Origin of the sequence: Bacillus cereus group sp. MYBK139-1 (genome assembly GCF_051916915.1) — a bacterium.
In the GTDB taxonomy this organism is placed as follows: Bacteria; Bacillota; Bacilli; order Bacillales; family Bacillaceae_G; genus Bacillus_A; species Bacillus_A pacificus.
This window is the reverse complement of the sequence record NZ_JBQAHO010000003.1, coordinates 510,853-527,873: the sequence shown is the minus strand read 5'-3', so window position 1 is coordinate 527,873 and position 17,021 is coordinate 510,853. Positions and strand designations below refer to the sequence as shown.

Below are 17,021 nucleotides of genomic sequence, written 5' to 3'. Positions count from 1 at the left end.
TGAGATGACTGTTGCGCAATTAATCGATATTGATGCAAAAAAAACGAAAATGAGTAACGAAGTATATCAAACATCTACAATGCTTGCGCTATTAGATGGTATATATGATGGTGTGATTAGCTTTGAGGAACTGAAAGAACGTGGTGATTTCGGTATTGGCACATTTGATCAATTAGATGGTGAAATGATTGCGTTTGATAACGAATTTTATCATTTACGTTCAGACGGTTCAGCAGAAAAAGTAGAGCCAGAAGAAACAACACCGTTTGCGACTGTAACGTTTTTTGAAAAAGAAATGAGTTATACGGTAGAGCGTCCGATGAATCGTGAAGAAGTTGAAGCGTTATTACATGAATTAATGCCGAGTAAAAACTTATTTTATGGTATTCGAATGGACGGTACATTCCGCGAAGTAAGAACGAGAACTGTTCCAAAACAAGAAAAACCGTATACACCGCTCGTTGAAGTGACGAAATCACAGCCGATCTTTTCCTTTAAAAATACAGAAGGTACGCTTGCTGGATTTTGGACGCCAGATTATGCGCAAGGTATTGGTGTAGCTGGTTTCCACTTACATTATATTGATGATGAAAGAAGCGGAGGCGGACATGTTTTCGACTATGTTGTTGAAAACTGTACGATCCAAATTTGTCAAAAAGCTCATATGCATTTAGCACTTCCAGAAACAGCTGATTTTATGGCGGCTGAATTATCAAGAGAAAACTTAGAGGATAATATTGCGACTGCGGAAGGTGCGGAGTAAAAAGGGAGAGACTGTTCCATTTTGGAACAGTCTTCTTTTATTTGTCGGTAAGTCGATATCATTTATCCCGCTTTAATGGGCAGTAAGATCCCCACCTCCAAATTCAGCGAAAGCAAAGAAGTTAGGCGGGGGATCAACTGCCCATAAAAGTCCGATTGGTTCAACTAATAATCAGTGGGGGATGAAGACCCCCCACTGATTAAAGTTTCACTTTATTTCTTTGAAACAAATGGATGCCCTTCATAATAAAAACGCCACGGATAATGTACAGCTTCTTCTGCATAGTCAATGTTAATACGAGGTCCGGCTGTTATTTTGTATTGTGAGGACATGTGTTCTTCTTCTCGGACAAGTTCAATATGTAATGTGTCACTTTGTAATGAGACGCCTCGTTCTTCTAAAGTAATGCCGAGTGCACGGCATAGTTTGCCAGGTCCGTTCGTTAAATTTTTATACTGAGCCTTTGTAATGTCGGTTTTGTTGTAGCGCGCTAGTTTTATTTCTTCAATCCCGTCTACCGGTTCCAGGGCTCGAATGAGCACTCCTTGTGGGGTACCAACTGGCGCTGTAATGACGTTAAAACAATGATACATACCATAAATCAAATATACGTAAGCATGTCCCGGTGCACCAAACATGACTTCTGTACGGTCCGTTCGTCTACCTCCGTAACTATGTGCTGCTTTATCATCGGGACCTTTGTATGCTTCTACTTCAACAATGATTCCACTTCGCTTTATTCCGTCTACAATATGAACAAGTTTCTGTCCGAGTAATTTTTTTGCGACTTCTAACGTATCGCCTTCATAAAAGGAAGGAGGTGCCTGCATTGTACTATCTCCTTTACTAAGTGTATATGTATATAGTAAACCAAATTTTCAGTAGAAATTCTAACTCGTTCTATTTGCTACATTTATTTCATAAATTATGGATAGAGTACAACAGCGAAGAGGGGGAGTGCGACATGATTTATCGCTTACTAGCTCTTAACATAGATGGGACACTACTATACAACAACGGAAAAATTGCAAAAGGATTAAGAGAAACAATTGAATTTGTGAAAAGAAAAGACGTATACGTTACATTATTTACGAGCCGAAATTTTCAGTCCGCTCATAAAGTAGCAAAGGCACTAAAAATAGATTCTATATTAGTGACACACGGCGGTGCTTTCGTTTCAGCAACGTTAGATAAGCCGTACGTTCAAAGAAGGTTATCGGAAGAGAAGACGTTTAATATTGTGCAAGTGTTAGAGCACTTTGATTGTAACGTCCGCATTTCTCATGAGAGGTTTTCAATCGGAAATCGTGAGAGAAATACACCCAACTTAATTGCGCGTACTGTGTTATCGAGTGCTGATCCGTTATTTTATCCAGTTCAATTTGTAGATTCGTTAGGTGATGCGCTTCGTGATCATCCAGTCGCGGCTCCAAAAATTGATGTTCTTTTCCAAACGAAAGGTGAAAAAGAAAGAGGACTGAATACATTAAGAAAAGCGTTTCAAGATGTAGAGTATGTTGAATGTGATTCAAAACGAATAGAAATTTTGCCGCAAAATGTATCGAAATTACGCGGATTACAATTACTTGGAGAGCATTTAAATATTTCGCTAAACGAAATGGTTGCCATTGGAGATAGCATGGAAGATTTAGAGGTTATTGAAAATGTGGGTCTTGGGGTAGCGATGGGGAACGCGCCTGTAGAGGTAAAACAAGCGGCCGACTGGATTACACGTTCAAATAGTGAGAACGGCGTAGAGTATATGATTAAAGAGCATTTCCGTAAGCAATTCCCGCTTCCGTTTTTGAAGAATCATAAAAATACGCCGAAACGATAAAGGAAAAACGTAGCTTTTGGCTACGTTTTTTTGTTTAAGCTTCAATAACTTTAAGCATTCGATTTAAAAATGCGGCTGCTTCAGCACGTGTTGCTGTGCCTTTTGGTACGAATTCATTTCGTTCGTTACCTTTTACAATTCCGTATGCATAAACGTTTTGTAATGCTTTTTTGTCGTATGCGAAGTGTTGGTCAGTGAATGGTAATTTCACTTCTTTTCTATAAATCCATTTATATTCTAGTGCACGGTCAATCATAATAACAGCTTCATCACGTGTTATTGTAGCATTGGGATCAAATTTATTATTCCCACGACCATTAATGATACCAGCGCTAGCAGCACGGTTAATTCCGTCTACTAAAGATGGGTGTACTTCGTTTAAGTCTGTAAATTTAGCGTTTCCAGCAGGTAATTTTAAAGCTCTTGACATTAAATTTGCAAACTCAGCTCGTGTTACGAGGCGGTTTGGCCAGTAAGAACCATTTCCATCACCAAACATGATTTTCCTAGCAGCTAACTGACGAATGTCTTGCTCATACCACCCGCCTGTAATGTCGTCTTTTTCATGAGGGACTTCTGGTGGCGGAATAACATCTTTACGATTTTCATTATAGTAAGCGTTCGTGCCTTTTAAGAAAGCATCCCATTGTCCGCGCTGAATCATAAATGCAGGGCAGTTTTTTCCGCTCCAAAATTGATGCTTTTGAACGTGATCTAGAGATATGTTTAATTCATTCATTAAGAAAGCAGCTAACTTGCGCGCATTTTCTACCGCTTTCGTATAATTTCCATCACTATTCACAGCAATTTCAATTCCGATAGATTCATAGTTTCCAGTTTTATCTCCAGCATGCCACCCAACTTCATTTAGCGGAAGATGTTGATAAATTTCTTTGTCATCTACTGTAAAATGCCAAGACGCTGAACGATCAGTATTTCCGCGAGCTTGATTATCTAAGTACTTCGCATGGTTTAAAGCGTTCGCACCTTTACTTGTATTAGCAGTTTCATGAATTGTAATGTATTTCGGTTCCATTGCGTAGCCAGGACGAATGTTTTCATTTCCTTTTGGAACAATCATTTCTTTAAATGTAACACCATAAACGTTATTTGTAGGTAAATTAGGTGGTGTTTTGAAGAAAGTTGCGCTTCTCTTTTCGATAGTACCTGTTTTTTCAAATAATGATGCTTTCGTACCGTCGAATGTAGCTGAAGGAGCATAAATCCATTTCTCAGTTCCGTTCATTTGAATGTTAAACCAATTCCCAGCTTGTTCAGTAGGAGTTACTGTTTGTGGCTGTAATTTCGTTTCTTCTTTAAACGATTGGAAAGGGAAGGAATATACGGATGTTTCTTCTGTTACAATTAGTTTTTGATTCGAAAGTTTATGAATCTCTTGTACTTCTAAACTATTATTTTCCTTATTAACCCAGCCAGCACCAGATGTAGTTTGTATGTAATAGGCATTATTTTTTTTCTTTGTTGCCTTTACTACTGGTTCAGTAATTTCAATATTTGTTTTGGTTTTTAAGTCATTTGAATCGTATAGTGGAAGTTTTGTTGATAAGTGGAGAAGATATTCACCTGAGATTTCAAGGTCGTTTTCTTCGTCATGTCTATGCTGTTTTGCATGTTCTTCAATGCTTTTTAAAGCTTGCTCATCTGTAGACAATTCCGCAGTTTTCTCTATGCTATCCGCGAATGAATGGGTAGGTGCTACAAATGTTTGTAATGCCAAAGATAGTGCTAAAATATTGTAAAACTTTTTTTTCATAGTTGTTTTAACACGTGATAGTCTTTATGTCGTGTTAAGAGTCCTCCTTTATATGTATTTAAATTAGTAGCAAGTACTAATACGTTCTAGATTGTAACAAGAGTATATTCTAATGTCTATACAACTAGAGAAAGTTCATTAAAAATCAATATTCAGTTTGTTTTAAATAGGATATGAAAATAAGGTAAAACCTTCTGTATTGACCTGCAAACGCCCTTCAAGTAAACTAAAGAGAGTTTGCAAATGAAAAGGTGATAATGTTGTTAATTTCAATTAAAACGTTACAAGATGATCGTTTTTTACGTCCGCTACAAAATATTGGCGGCTTATTTTTTGAAGATAGTACGATTGGATTTGAACAAGAGGAAGCAAATCTTATCGTTGATATACACATTGAAGAGAATGTGAAAGCATCAGCTCGTTTAACAGATGTTGCGACTGGAAATGTGTATGAAGAAACATTCGCAAAAGATTTATCTGCTTTTACAGATGAAAAAGAGCGTATGAAGCAAGTGAAGCACGTTGTTTCTTATGTATATCTTTCTGTTCTTCAGCAGTTAACTGGTATTGAACAAAGCTGGGGTATTTTAACTGGAGTTCGTCCAACGAAACTTCTTCATAAAATGCTTCAAAATGGTATGTCAAAAGAAGAAGCACACCAAGAACTTCGTGAAAGTTATTTAATTCATGAAGAGAAAATTGAACTTCTTCAACGTATCGTTGATTGCCAATTAGCGGTAGTTCCGGATTTATATCGTTTGAAAGAGGAAGTAAGTATTTATATCGGTATTCCATTCTGCCCAACAAAATGTGCATATTGTACATTCCCGGCGTATGCAATTAACGGACGCCAAGGCTCTGTTGATTCATTCTTAGGTGGTTTACATTATGAAGTTCGTGAAATTGGTAAGTTTTTAAAAGAAAAAGGTGTAAAAGTTACGACGATTTATTACGGCGGCGGTACACCGACAAGTATTACAGCAGAAGAGATGGATATGCTGTATGAAGAAATGTATGAAGCGTTCCCAGATGTGAAAAATGTGCGTGAAGTAACAGTTGAGGCAGGTCGCCCAGATACAATTACGCCAGCGAAGCTAGAAGTGTTAAATAAATGGAATATTGACCGTATTAGTATTAATCCGCAGTCATACCATCAAGAAACACTAAAAGCGATTGGACGTCACCATACTGTAGAAGAAACAATTGAGAAGTATCATTTAGCTCGTGAAATGGGAATGAACAATATTAATATGGATTTAATTATTGGTCTTCCTGGTGAAGGGCTAGATATTTTCAAGCACACGTTAGATGAAACAGAAAAGTTAATGCCAGAATCATTAACAGTTCATACGTTATCATTCAAACGTGCTTCTGAAATGACGCAAAACAAACGTAAATATAAAGTAGCAGGTCGCGAAGAAATTACAGCGATGATGCACGAAGCAGAAGAGTGGACGCAAAAGCATAATTACGTACCATATTACCTATATCGTCAAAAGAATATTTTAGGTAACTTAGAGAACGTTGGTTATGCAATGCCGACGCAAGAAAGTATTTACAACATTGTCATTATGGAAGAAGTACAATCCATTATCGGACTTGGTTGTGGTGCATCAAGTAAATTTGTTCACCCGAAAACGGGAGCAATTACGCACTTTGCAAATCCGAAAGATCCAAAATCATATAACGATGGCTTCGTAAAATATACAGAAGACAAACTGAAAATTTTAGAAGAGCTATTTGCATAAGAAGAAGGGGCTGTTCCAAATCGGGACAGCTTCTTTTTTATATTGTCAGTTTTTGTCGGTAAGTCGATATATTCGAAAAATCGCTGATATAAATTGAGTTGCGGTCGATATATTTGAAAAATCGCCGATATATTTCAAGTTACGGTCGATATATCTGGAAAATCGCCAATATAATTTCATTTACCGAGAAGTGGATCAAAAACAATTTCATTTGTAAAACTATGTCGATAATAATCAGAAAAATTAGTCAGATCATTAAAGGACAATGTCTACTTATGGACGAAATGATAGATTTATGAAAGAGAAAAGGGGGAAATTGTTGGCATGTACATGACGATAGGGAGAATATTTGATTTATCTGTTGGTAAGTATCCGACTAAAGAGGCATTAGTGGAACCAGAAAAAAATATTCGCTGGACGTATAAAGAGTGGGATGAGCAAATAAATAAAACGGCGCATGCTCTATTAGAAGAAGGGGTAAGAAAGGGAGATACTGTATCTGTTTACTTATATAATTGCCGTGAATTTGTAAACGTTTACTTGGCCTGTGCGAAAATTGGTGCAATCTTTAACCCGATCAATTTCCGCTTAAAAGCAAAAGAAGTATCTTATATTCTCCAGGACGCATCCTCGAAAGTAGTTGTTTTTGAAAAAGCAGTTGAGCCAACCGTGGCTATCGTTGAACGAGATTTTCCGAATTCGTCTTTTTGGTATGTAGAAGACGATACACCTTCTTATGCTAGTTCCTACCATGAAAAAGTAAATGCGGCATCTTCTGAAAAAATAGATATTGAAATAGGTGAAATGGATTATTGTTCTATGCTGTATACGAGCGGTACGACAGGTCATCCGAAAGGTGTATTACATCGGCATCGCGAAATGGCTGAGCATAGTATGATTTGTACGTATTTCTTAAAATATAATCGAGATAGTATTGGGCTTGTTGTAGCACCGTTATATCATTGCGGTGAGTTGAATGCTGGAATTATACCGCGCATTCAAGTTGGTGGAAAGAATGTTATTTTACATCATTTTGACACAGAAACAGTATTACATACAATTCAAGAAGAGAAGATTACGACGTTTTTTGCAGCACCGACGATGTGGAATATGCTGTTGCAAAAAGATTTAACGAAGTACGATTTAACTTCGATGAAGATTGGTATATACGGCGGAGCAGCGATGGCTCCAGCGTTAGTGAAGGAATGTAAAGAACGTCTTTATATTGATCTTGTACAAATTTATGGAATGACAGAAATGGGACCTGTTGTTGCGTTTCTCGTAGAAGAGGACCAAATTACGAAAGCAGGTTCAGCAGGAACACCGTGCTTTAGTCATGAAATTCGAATTGTGAAACCAAGTGAAGATGCACCGGCAGAACCAAATGATGTATTGCCTCCTTATGAAGTAGGAGAGATTATTTTGCGCGGTCCAACTATGATGGCTGGTTATCATAACCGAGAAGAGGCAAATGCAAAATCGATGTATAAAGGGTGGTATCACTCTGGTGATTTAGGTTACTTCGATAAAGACGGCTATTTATTCGTCGCAGACCGCGTGGATGATATGGTGATTAGTGGCGGCGTTAATATTTATCCACGTGAAATTGAAGATTTCCTTCATAGTCATCCTGGTATATTAGATGTTGCCGTGCTTGGTGAGCCGGATGAATTATGGGGAGAACGTGTTGTGGCAGTTGTTGTGAAGAAAGATGAAACAATTACAGAAGCTGATTTAGAAACGTATTGTAAAGAAAGTGATGAATTAGCAGATTATAAACGTCCACGTCATTATTTATTTGTGGATGAACTTCCTCGTAATGCAAGTGGGAAATTACAAAAATTTGTCCTGAGAGAGTCGTTGAAAGGCGCCAAAAAGTAAGCGGTAGAGCGGTTGTCTATACAGATAAAGCTACCTTTTCTAATACGAAAAGGTAGCTTTATTTTTTTTAAAACGATTAAAAAAATGGTATCTATCTTCTAGTTAAATTCTCTTTTATTATTATGTTAAAGTACTTTTTTGTAGCATTAAGCTTTGATTGTAAATGCAAATATCCCGCTTTAAATAAGGGTTTAGTAATTTAATTAGGTGAATTTTATAGATGTTGAAATAATATAATTTTAGTGTGAGTAGAATAAAGGTATTGGAGGAGTATATTTAAAAGATAAAGATAGTCAGTCGTCAGATGACCTTATGAATAAAATGGTCATTCAGTTCGTGAGGTTACTACTATAATAGTAACAAATTAAATGGTGGATGAACAGTCTTGTAATGCACTTTTATAAGGACTAATATTTATTGTTGGCTGCCCAAAAGATAAGTAAAGATAGTTTGATGCTGCAAATAATCTTTATTTTAAAGTGTAATTTAGGGTAGAAAAATGAAGTAACCAAAGATGGAGGGTTTATGAGTACATATTTCAAAAGAATATCGGTAATTTGTTTTATTTTTACTGTTCTTATTGGACAAGTTTTTATGCCTATCATAGGGCATGCTCAAGAACTAAACACAACAGGATTTGTTGATAGTTTTGCATTTGAAAAGACAACATTAAATTATGGGGAAAAGACTAGCATTCATGTAAACTTTAGTGAAAAGCCTGGAAAGAAGATGAAGTCTGGGGATACATTAACGTTAGTGCTACCTCCAGAATTAAAGGGCTATAGTGGAACTATCGCATTAAAAGATGAATCAGGGCGCGTTTTTGGTACGTGCCAGATTAATACAAATAATGTAGTTTGTACATTTAATGATACAGTAGAACAGCTCCAAAATATTCGAGGAAAGTTTAATTTTGCTGTTCAAGGTACGAATGTAGAAGCAGGAAAAACGAAAGATGTACAAACGAATTTAGGAACAAGTTTAGAAAAGCAATCGGTAAGTATTACACATCCAAAAGGGGAAGGTACAGAACCGGGGATGTTTTTCTATAAGTCTGGTGATATTCAGCCAGACAAAAGTAATGAAGTACGTTGGTTTTTAAATATAAATTTAAAGAAACAATATTTACATGACAACATCGTTTTAAAAGATACGTTACAAGAAGGACAAACACTAAATAAAGATAGCTTTACCATCACTATCAATAATAAAGAATATTTGTCTCTTAAACAATTTCAAGACCGAGGTTATGGATACATTAAGCTTATTAGTGATAACTCATTTGAAGTTGTAATTTATAGGCATATGGCGAACGCTACGTCGTTTACCGTTTTCTATACATCAACGATTACTGATAGCGGGAAAAAGTTGAAATATCTACAGAATGACTACAAGCTTGATTATCAAATTTTATATGAGAAACCTAGTACTGAATCTAATAGTGTAAAGGTTGAAAATATATCATTTGGTGGAGAAGCTGAAGGGGTTTTACCTGCGAAAGGAACGCTGCAAATTGTAAAACATATTGAAGGAGACGAGAAAAAGTTTATTCCAGGTGTTTCTTTTAAATTGTTTACAGAGTCAGGACAGCAAATTGGTGATTCCTATACAACAAATCAAGACGGAATAGTTGAAGCACCAAACCTTACTCCAGGTAATTATTACGTACAAGAAATATCTGCTCCGAACTATGTAGAGTTTGATTCACAAGCGAAAATTCCTTTCACAATTAAGACGGATGCTACAAATGGAATAAAACTTATGGTTCCAAATAAGTTAAAAACTACATCTGTTGCAGGAACGAAAACGTGGGAAGGCGATAAAGTAAACGATCGCCCAAAAACGATTAAAGTAGATTTACTGCAAAATGGTAAAGTCATTGCAACGAAAGAAGTTACGGCAGAAAATGATTGGAAATATGAGTTTGGAAAGTTACCAGCAGTTGATAGTGAAGGAAAAGCTCATACGTATGAAGTGAAAGAACAACCAGTATCAGGATATCAATCGAAAGTTAACGGATATAATATTACAAATATAAAAATCCACGAAGTAACAGAAGTAGAAGAACAAGGTAAAGAAGAATCGATAGAAGAACTGGAAGCTCCAACTAACCCAGAAACACCGAAAGTAACAGAAGAGCCGAAAGAGCTAGAGAAACCGGAAGTTACGGAGAAACCGGAAATTCATGTAAAACCAGAAGAAGAGCAAACTAAAGAAGAAACAACAGAAGAAATAAAAGAAGAAAAGCCGGAAGAACCGAAAGTAACAGAAGAGCCGAATGTGCTAGAGAAGCCAGAAGTTACGGAGAAGCCGGAAATTCATGTAAAACCAGAAGAAGAGCAAGTTGAAGAAGGAACAACAGAAGAAATAAAAGAAGAAAAGCCGGAAGAACCGAAAGTAACAGAAGAGAAACTAGAAATACCGAACAAACCAGAGTCTCAAAATAAAGTAGAAGTACAAAACAAATCAGAAGTACCATCTAGTAAAGAAAGTAATAAGCAATCAAAATTACTTCCTCAAACAGGTGGAGCGGCAGTAGAATCTACTTCTATTCTTGCAGGTATGTTCGCATTAATTTTGGGAGCGATGATGTTTAGACGCCAAAAAAATTAATGGATGTGAGAGCATTAAGTTCTTATGTTTTTAGTTTGGGAATAGATGTATAAAAAAAAGCGGAGACGATAAGTCTCCGCTTTTTATATTATTTACGTGAAAATCCTTCTTCATCAAGGTATTCCGCAGCTTCTGGATAAGAGTTGAATGTACCGTCTAAATTTACACCAGCGTACACGTTCCACATATCGTCCTCTGAGATAAGAGTAAGGATATGACCGTCTTCGTTCTGCCATTCTTCTTCTTTTGCAGGTTCTGCAGGAACTACGATTTCTTCTTGTGATAATAGTTCAATTGATTGCTCAATTACTGAGCGTAACTCATCTGCTGAAAATTCACGGATGTTAACCATACCTTTATCATCCGTTTTGTAACCTTTAATCCCACTTGCATATACAAATCCGTTTCCATTTGGATGTAAATGATATACAACGTTCTTTTTATCTAAACGACTTTCTTCAAAGTGAAAGTTCACACGTTTTAATGATACGTTTTTTCTTTCTAATTCTGGGAAAGATTCAATGATCGATAATTTTTCTTCAAAAGTTAGCATAGTGCCTCCAAATATATAATAAAAGATTTAATTTATCCATTATACCATAGTTATAATAGTTTCCAAAGATGCGGTAGGAGCTTACAATTGAATGCGTTTACGTCACGATACTGTAAAAAGTGGACTAACGAATGTATCTATTTAGGTGTACAATGGAAAATGGACTTTATACAAAGGTGGTTATTATATGTTTCAAAAAATAGCAAAGGAATGTTTAGCAGGTTTTACTGTTGCTATTGTTGCATTGCCACTTGCCATTGCATTTGGTATTGCTGCAACGGGAACGTCTGAGGGAGCACTAGTCGGATTGTATGGTGCAATTTTTGCAGGCTTATTTGCGGCGTTATTTGGTGGTACACCTGGGCAGGTTACGGGACCAACTGGACCGATTACGGTTATTGCAACAGGGGTTATTGCGACGCACGGATTAGAGGCGAGTTTTATAGCATTTATGATGGCGGGACTGTTTCAAATTTTATTCGGTGTATGTAAGCTTGGATCTTACGTGCGGTACATTCCGTATCCGGTCGTATCAGGATTTATGAACGGAATCGCATTAATTATTATTTTAGGTGAAATGAAGCATGTGCAAAATAGTTTTCTACTCGTCGTATTAACGATTATTGTCATGATTGTTTCTGGAAAGTGGATTAAGGCTATTCCATCTAGTTTAGTCGCATTAGTAGGTGTGACAGCTATGCTTCCTTTATTTTCTTCTGCGTTAGAAGGGCTTACAGTGAAGTTACCGGTTATCGGAAATTTGTCATTAAATAAGGTAATTGAAAAGATTGGGACGATTCCAGAAGCGATGCCAACGCTTCATATTCCATCTTTAAACGGAGCAGGCGTAGCAGAACTTGTTTTACCAGCGCTTAGTATTGCTTTATTAGGATCGATTGACTCGTTGTTAACATCGGTCGTAATGGATAATGTGACGGGTACGCGTCATAAAAGTAATAAAGAACTGGTCGGACAAGGTATCGGTAATGTGATGAGCGGATTGTTTGGCGGATTAGCAGGCGCAGGTGCGACTGTACGATCTATCGTTAATATAAGAAGTGGCGGTAAAACGGCGCTTTCAGCAAGTATGCATAGTGTTATATTATTTATTTTCATTATGGGACTTGGATCGGTCGTACAATACATTCCACTTGCTGTATTATCAGGTATTTTAATTTTAACTGGTATTGGTATGTTTGATTGGGAAAGCATGAAGAAAATGCATGTAGCGCCAAAAGGTGATGTCGTTGTTATGCTCGTAACGATGATTGTCACAGTGAAGTTTGATTTAATGATTGCTGTTGCGTTCGGTATTATTCTTTCCTTCATTATATACATGGTGAAATGTAAAGAACGTAAAGCTTCTATTATAAAAGAAAAGGAAGCAACATATAAAATTAAGGGCCCACTTTCGTTTTTAACAGTGGATCGTGTTTTTTATGCTTTACAAGACGTAAAATCTCCGGTTGTTTTACGTATGAAAGATGCACGCTATATGGATGTATCAGGAGCTATGGCGTTATTGAATTTCATTGAGCAGTCGGATAAATCAGGATTGAGTGTAACGCTAGAGCAAGTGCCTGCTCATATTAAAAAGACGTTAGTAGCGATGGCGAGTAATGAGCAGAAAGATAAATTACTATTTGTAAAAACGGAAACTATATGAAGAGACACCCTTATATAAGGGTGTTTTTGTTGTTTTTAACATCTGTATATCAAGATGTTATACGTTTGTTGACATTTATTCATCTTAGCAGTATAGTAACATTCTAGATTAGGTATGTGATATTATAGTAATGTATATGAATTTTGAGATTCCTTTTTTGTCAGAAGGAAGAGCTTTAAGCTGGAGGGAATAATTGATGTACAAACAGTTACCACACGGAGTGAAGATTGGGATTACACGCTCAATTGTTGTTTCTTTTGAGAAGTATATGAAAGAAATTGAATGGAACGAAGAAAAGTTTGATATGCAACAATTTGTTGAACAGTGGAAACAGTATTTATACACAAAATCAACTTGGATCAATAAAGTAGATGATGAGTTGAAAGGACATCCAGATTTCCATCAAGCGTTAGCAATGAAAGTAAATGAAAAAATTAATGAGCTTATTAATGAAAAACCGAGCGAAGAACAAGTGGAGCAATTAAAAAGAAATAAAGTGAAGCATGCAGATGAAATGTGCAAATTAGAAGCTGAATATCATATTGAACGTTTATTCGTAACGAAATAAATTTTACATAAAGAAAAAGCCTGTCCAAAGAGGTGTGATGACCATCTTTTTGAACAGGCTTTTTGTATGAAAAAAGTAAGAGAGGCGAGCCTCTCTATGATTAGTCTTGTGGTACAAGTGCTTTCCAAGAAGATAGGTCCATATCTTCTTTTAATATAGATGAAGCAGGGAAGACAAATGACCATGGTTTTGTAGTGTTCGCTTTAATTTCAAGGTTCGGTAATGTGAAAGCGCCTTTAACAACAACTGCACCTGTGGCATCTTCAATATGAAGAGGAAGTTGCTCTAGTTGAATGTTGTCTTTACAACCGTTACGAATAAGCAGCGTTGTATGTAAATCGCCGTTTTCTTTTCGTGCAGCTTGCAGACCTAGGAAGTTAATTTCACCATCATTTGGAGGTGTTAAATTGTCTACGAAATTACGTAAAGCTTCTTTACTTGCTTCAGGTAACTGAGCTTCCCAAGATGGATCTAAATCTAATACATGCTTACTTTCAAGTTCGAACGCTAATTCCCAATCCGTTTGCGATAATTCAGCATCTGTAATGGTTTCTTGCTCAAATGTAAAGATAAACGGCATATTTACATTTGCAGGAATATCTCCTAATGCAGAAAGGTTAAATGTTTTTCGCGCGCATAATTTTTTCTCTTTATTTAGAAGAATTAATGTAACTTCTTCGAAAGAAATTGGTTTCGGAACAGTGCTGCGAATAAATACAGCTACGTCATAACCGTTATCACGCTTTTCAATCTCAATTCCAGATAAAGAAATTTGATATTCTTCTAAACGTGGTAGTTCTTTATGTAAAAATTGATAAATGTATTTTTGTTCTTGTCCTACTGCACCCCAGCTAGGGTGGAAGTAAAGCGTTGGCTTTACAGTTTTATTTTCAGTATTTGTGCTTTCTTGTCCGAATAGTTGATTACTAGAGACAGTCGTATCTTTTCCGTTTTTCTTAGCTTTTTTTAGGAATGATAACATAATCTTTCACCTCGTTATTGTACGTTTTCAGGAACACCTAAATGTCTTGCAACATAGAGGCACATTTCTTTTTCGAAATTACCATATGTGTATAAAAAGATATCTAAAGCTTCTTTTTGATAAAGACGAGTAGGGTCTTCTTGTTGATATTGTCTTAGTCCGATGCCTTCTTTTAAGTGGGTCATTGCATCTAAGTGATTGACCCAGTTCTGATCTAGGAAATGAAGGGCAACATATCGTAGCGACTGTTGTAAATCAGTATGACTATCTAGCTCATTTACGCGCTCTTTGTAAAGAGATAATGTTTCTTTCAAAACGGATTGTAAATCTTCCGGTGAATGTACATTATTCGCTGATAGTGATGGCATGTTTTCTACTGATAAAATTTCGTTTAGACTTGCTGTTAAACTAGCAAAATCCCATTCTTCTGGAAGCATACCTTCTACAAGATATTGCTTAGAAATGACTTCTACAGCATGATCAATCATTGGAATAATAATTTCAATCATATTTGTATCTTCTTGTAATAAGTTATTACGTAATTTATAAATTACGTTACGTTGGTCATTTATTACATCGTCTAACTTTAAATTGTACTCACGCATGGAGAAATGACTACCTTCACAAATTAATTGTGTACGGTTCACAAAGTCATGGACTTTAGAAGTTAGAATAAGTCCTGTTTCATCTGTTTTCAGTGATTTCGTTAATTTCTCGACTTCTTCTTGTGCGAAACGTTTTAGCATTTCATCTTCTAAAGAAAGGAAGAATTGAGAACTACCTGGATCTCCTTGACGACCGGCACGACCTTTTAGCTGATTGTCAACGCGTCTTGATTCATGACGTTCTGTACCAATTACATGTAATCCACCAAGTTCGTGAACACCCTCACCTAGTAAAATATCAGTACCTCGTCCGGCCATATTCGTTGCAATTGTAATTTGCCCTTTTTGTCCAGCTGTTGCGATTAAATCGGCTTCTTGTTCTGCGCTTTTTGCATTTAATAATTGATATGTAATATTTGCTTCATCTAAGTAACGAGCAACGGTTTCTGATTGTAAAATAGACATTGTCCCAATTAAAATCGGGCGTCCTTGTTTATTGTGTTTTAGAACATCTTCACGTACAGCTTTATATTTAGCATCGGCTGTTGCGTATACGACATCCTTTTTGTCTTCACGAATGATCGGACGGTTTGTAGGAATCGGCATAACTTCCATGTTATATACACGGTTAAATTCTTTTTCTTCCGTTTTTGCTGTACCTGTCATACCAGATAGTGCTGGATACATACGGAAGAAGTTTTGAATTGTAATGGATGCTTGTGTTTGATTTTCTTCAGTGATTTCTAAGCCTTCTTTTGCTTCAAGAGCTTGGTGTAAACCGTCACTTAAAGAGCGACCATCCATAACACGACCCGTGAAAATATCTACAAGTAGAATTTTTTCATCGTGTACAATATAGTCAACATCACATTGGAAAGCGACATGAGCTCGTAATGCTTGAATCATATAATGATATAAAGTTTGATGTTCTAAATCATATAGGTTATCGATATCAAATAAATCTTCTATTTTTGTAATACCGTCTTCTGTAAAACTAGCAGATTTCGATTCTGCATCGTATGTGTAATGAAGAGTATCCTGGAATGATTTAATAACTTTTGCGCATAAATAGTGTAAATCAGAGCTACTTGATTTCTTACCAGCGATAATAAGAGGTGTCTTTGCTTCGTCAATTAAAACGCTATCAATCTCATCAATAATAGCAAAATGATAAGGACGTTGTACCTGTTCATTTTTTGAAGAGGCCATATTATCACGTAGATAGTCAAAGCCAAATTCTGTTCCAATACCGTATGTAATATCAGCTTCGTAAGCAAGTTTCTTTTCGGCAGGATCGATTTGAGGAATATTTAATCCAACCTTTAAACCTAGAAATTCATGAACTTGGCCAATTAATTCTTTATCTCGTTTTGCTAAATAGTCGTTTACAGTAATAACGTGAACGCCTTTTCCTTCAAGAGCACGTACGTATGTTGGAAGAGAAGAAACTAATGTTTTTCCTTCACCAGTTGGCATCTCTGCAATATTACCTTCTAATAGTACAAGGCCACCAATTAACTGCACATCGTAGTGGCGTAATCCAAGTACACGTTTTGCTGCTTCACGTACAACAGCGAACGCTTCAACTTTTATATCATCCACTGTTTTTCCGTCACGAAGCATGTTTTTAAATGTGCTCGTTTTATGACGCAATTCTTCATCAGATAAATCAGATATTTTTTCTTCCAGATTATTAATTTCTTGAACAAGTTGTTCATATTTTTTTAGTTTTCTCTTTTGAGAATCTCCTAACAGCTTTTTTACCGAATTCAGCATGTTGTAAACACTCCTCTTACTGACAATAGCTACATTATAGCACATGTTTATCCCGAATAAGTAGAAGTAGTAAATTGAAGAAATAACTGGATATAAATAAGGCGTTATTGTACATACTATATTTAAAACATAGAAAGAAAGAGAGTATTCAATGTATAAGAAATTTGGTATGATAGCTAAATGAGATAAAGTGAATTTTTTCAAAAAAGAGAAGAATATAGCTATCTCGTTTTATGTTGTAATATGTATGGAAAT

12 protein-coding genes are annotated in these 17,021 nt (G+C 36.2%); 7 read left to right on the top strand and 5 right to left on the bottom strand.

The genetic code is table 11. The features are described from left to right. Positions 1–4 precede the first annotated feature (4 nt). A complete protein-coding gene (gene alsD / locus ACTFRS_RS19740; RefSeq protein WP_139868954.1) occupies positions 5–763 on the top strand; it encodes an alpha-acetolactate decarboxylase in 759 nt (252 codons plus the stop codon). Between the two features lie 212 nt (positions 764–975). Here the strand turns inward: alsD and ACTFRS_RS19735 are convergent, their stop codons facing one another. Further along, positions 976–1,593: a DNA-3-methyladenine glycosylase gene (locus ACTFRS_RS19735; RefSeq protein ID WP_139868953.1), complete on the bottom strand. Its 618-nt coding sequence runs from the start codon at positions 1,591–1,593 to the stop codon at positions 976–978. Between the two features lie 134 nt (positions 1,594–1,727). On the opposite strand from ACTFRS_RS19735, the gene ACTFRS_RS19730 reads away from it, so the two are divergent. Beyond that, positions 1,728–2,600, top strand: coding sequence for a Cof-type HAD-IIB family hydrolase (locus tag ACTFRS_RS19730; protein ID WP_139868952.1), 873 nt, complete (start codon positions 1,728–1,730; stop codon positions 2,598–2,600). A 34-nt stretch (positions 2,601–2,634) separates the two neighbouring features. On the opposite strand, the gene ACTFRS_RS19725 is transcribed toward ACTFRS_RS19730, so the two are convergent. After that, positions 2,635–4,374 carry an S-layer homology domain-containing protein gene (locus tag ACTFRS_RS19725; protein ID WP_440025685.1) on the bottom strand — a complete coding sequence of 580 codons (1,740 nt, stop codon included), beginning with the start codon at positions 4,372–4,374 and terminating at the stop codon, positions 2,635–2,637. A 257-nt stretch (positions 4,375–4,631) separates the two neighbouring features. On the opposite strand from ACTFRS_RS19725, the gene ACTFRS_RS19720 reads away from it, so the two are divergent. The 3 genes from ACTFRS_RS19720 (at position 4,632) to ACTFRS_RS19710 (ending at position 10,616) form a co-directional block, all read left to right on the top strand. Beyond that, positions 4,632–6,122: a coproporphyrinogen III oxidase gene (locus ACTFRS_RS19720; protein ID WP_001998823.1), complete on the top strand. Its 1,491-nt coding sequence runs from the start codon at positions 4,632–4,634 to the stop codon at positions 6,120–6,122. Between the two features lie 324 nt (positions 6,123–6,446). Further along, positions 6,447–8,003 carry a fatty acid--CoA ligase gene (locus ACTFRS_RS19715; protein ID WP_000282007.1) on the top strand — a complete coding sequence of 519 codons (1,557 nt, stop codon included), beginning with the start codon at positions 6,447–6,449 and terminating at the stop codon, positions 8,001–8,003. A gap of 525 nt (positions 8,004–8,528) precedes the next feature. After that, on the top strand, positions 8,529–10,616 hold the full coding sequence (locus ACTFRS_RS19710) for a Cna B-type domain-containing protein (protein WP_440048717.1): 2,088 nt from the start codon (positions 8,529–8,531) through the stop codon (positions 10,614–10,616). A gap of 88 nt (positions 10,617–10,704) precedes the next feature. On the opposite strand, the gene ACTFRS_RS19705 is transcribed toward ACTFRS_RS19710, so the two are convergent. After that, positions 10,705–11,169, bottom strand: coding sequence for a hypothetical protein (locus ACTFRS_RS19705; protein ID WP_000955012.1), 465 nt, complete (start codon positions 11,167–11,169; stop codon positions 10,705–10,707). Positions 11,170–11,356: 187 nt separating this feature from the next. Here ACTFRS_RS19705 and ACTFRS_RS19700 point away from each other — a divergent pair, with 187 nt between their 5' ends. Continuing rightward, positions 11,357–12,835 carry a SulP family inorganic anion transporter gene (locus ACTFRS_RS19700; RefSeq protein ID WP_439195491.1) on the top strand — a complete coding sequence of 493 codons (1,479 nt, stop codon included), beginning with the start codon at positions 11,357–11,359 and terminating at the stop codon, positions 12,833–12,835. A gap of 196 nt (positions 12,836–13,031) precedes the next feature. After that, on the top strand, positions 13,032–13,403 hold the full coding sequence (locus tag ACTFRS_RS19695) for a hypothetical protein (protein ID WP_000278023.1): 372 nt from the start codon (positions 13,032–13,034) through the stop codon (positions 13,401–13,403). Positions 13,404–13,503: 100 nt separating this feature from the next. Here the strand turns inward: ACTFRS_RS19695 and ACTFRS_RS19690 are convergent, their stop codons facing one another. Continuing rightward, positions 13,504–14,385, bottom strand: coding sequence for an accessory Sec system S-layer assembly protein (locus tag ACTFRS_RS19690; RefSeq protein ID WP_000948199.1), 882 nt, complete (start codon positions 14,383–14,385; stop codon positions 13,504–13,506). Positions 14,386–14,399: 14 nt separating this feature from the next. Further along, complete coding sequence (gene secA2 / locus ACTFRS_RS19685) at positions 14,400–16,766, bottom strand: accessory Sec system translocase SecA2 (protein ID WP_440023335.1); 2,367 nt, start codon at positions 16,764–16,766, stop codon at positions 14,400–14,402. Positions 16,767–17,021: the final 255 nt, after the last annotated feature.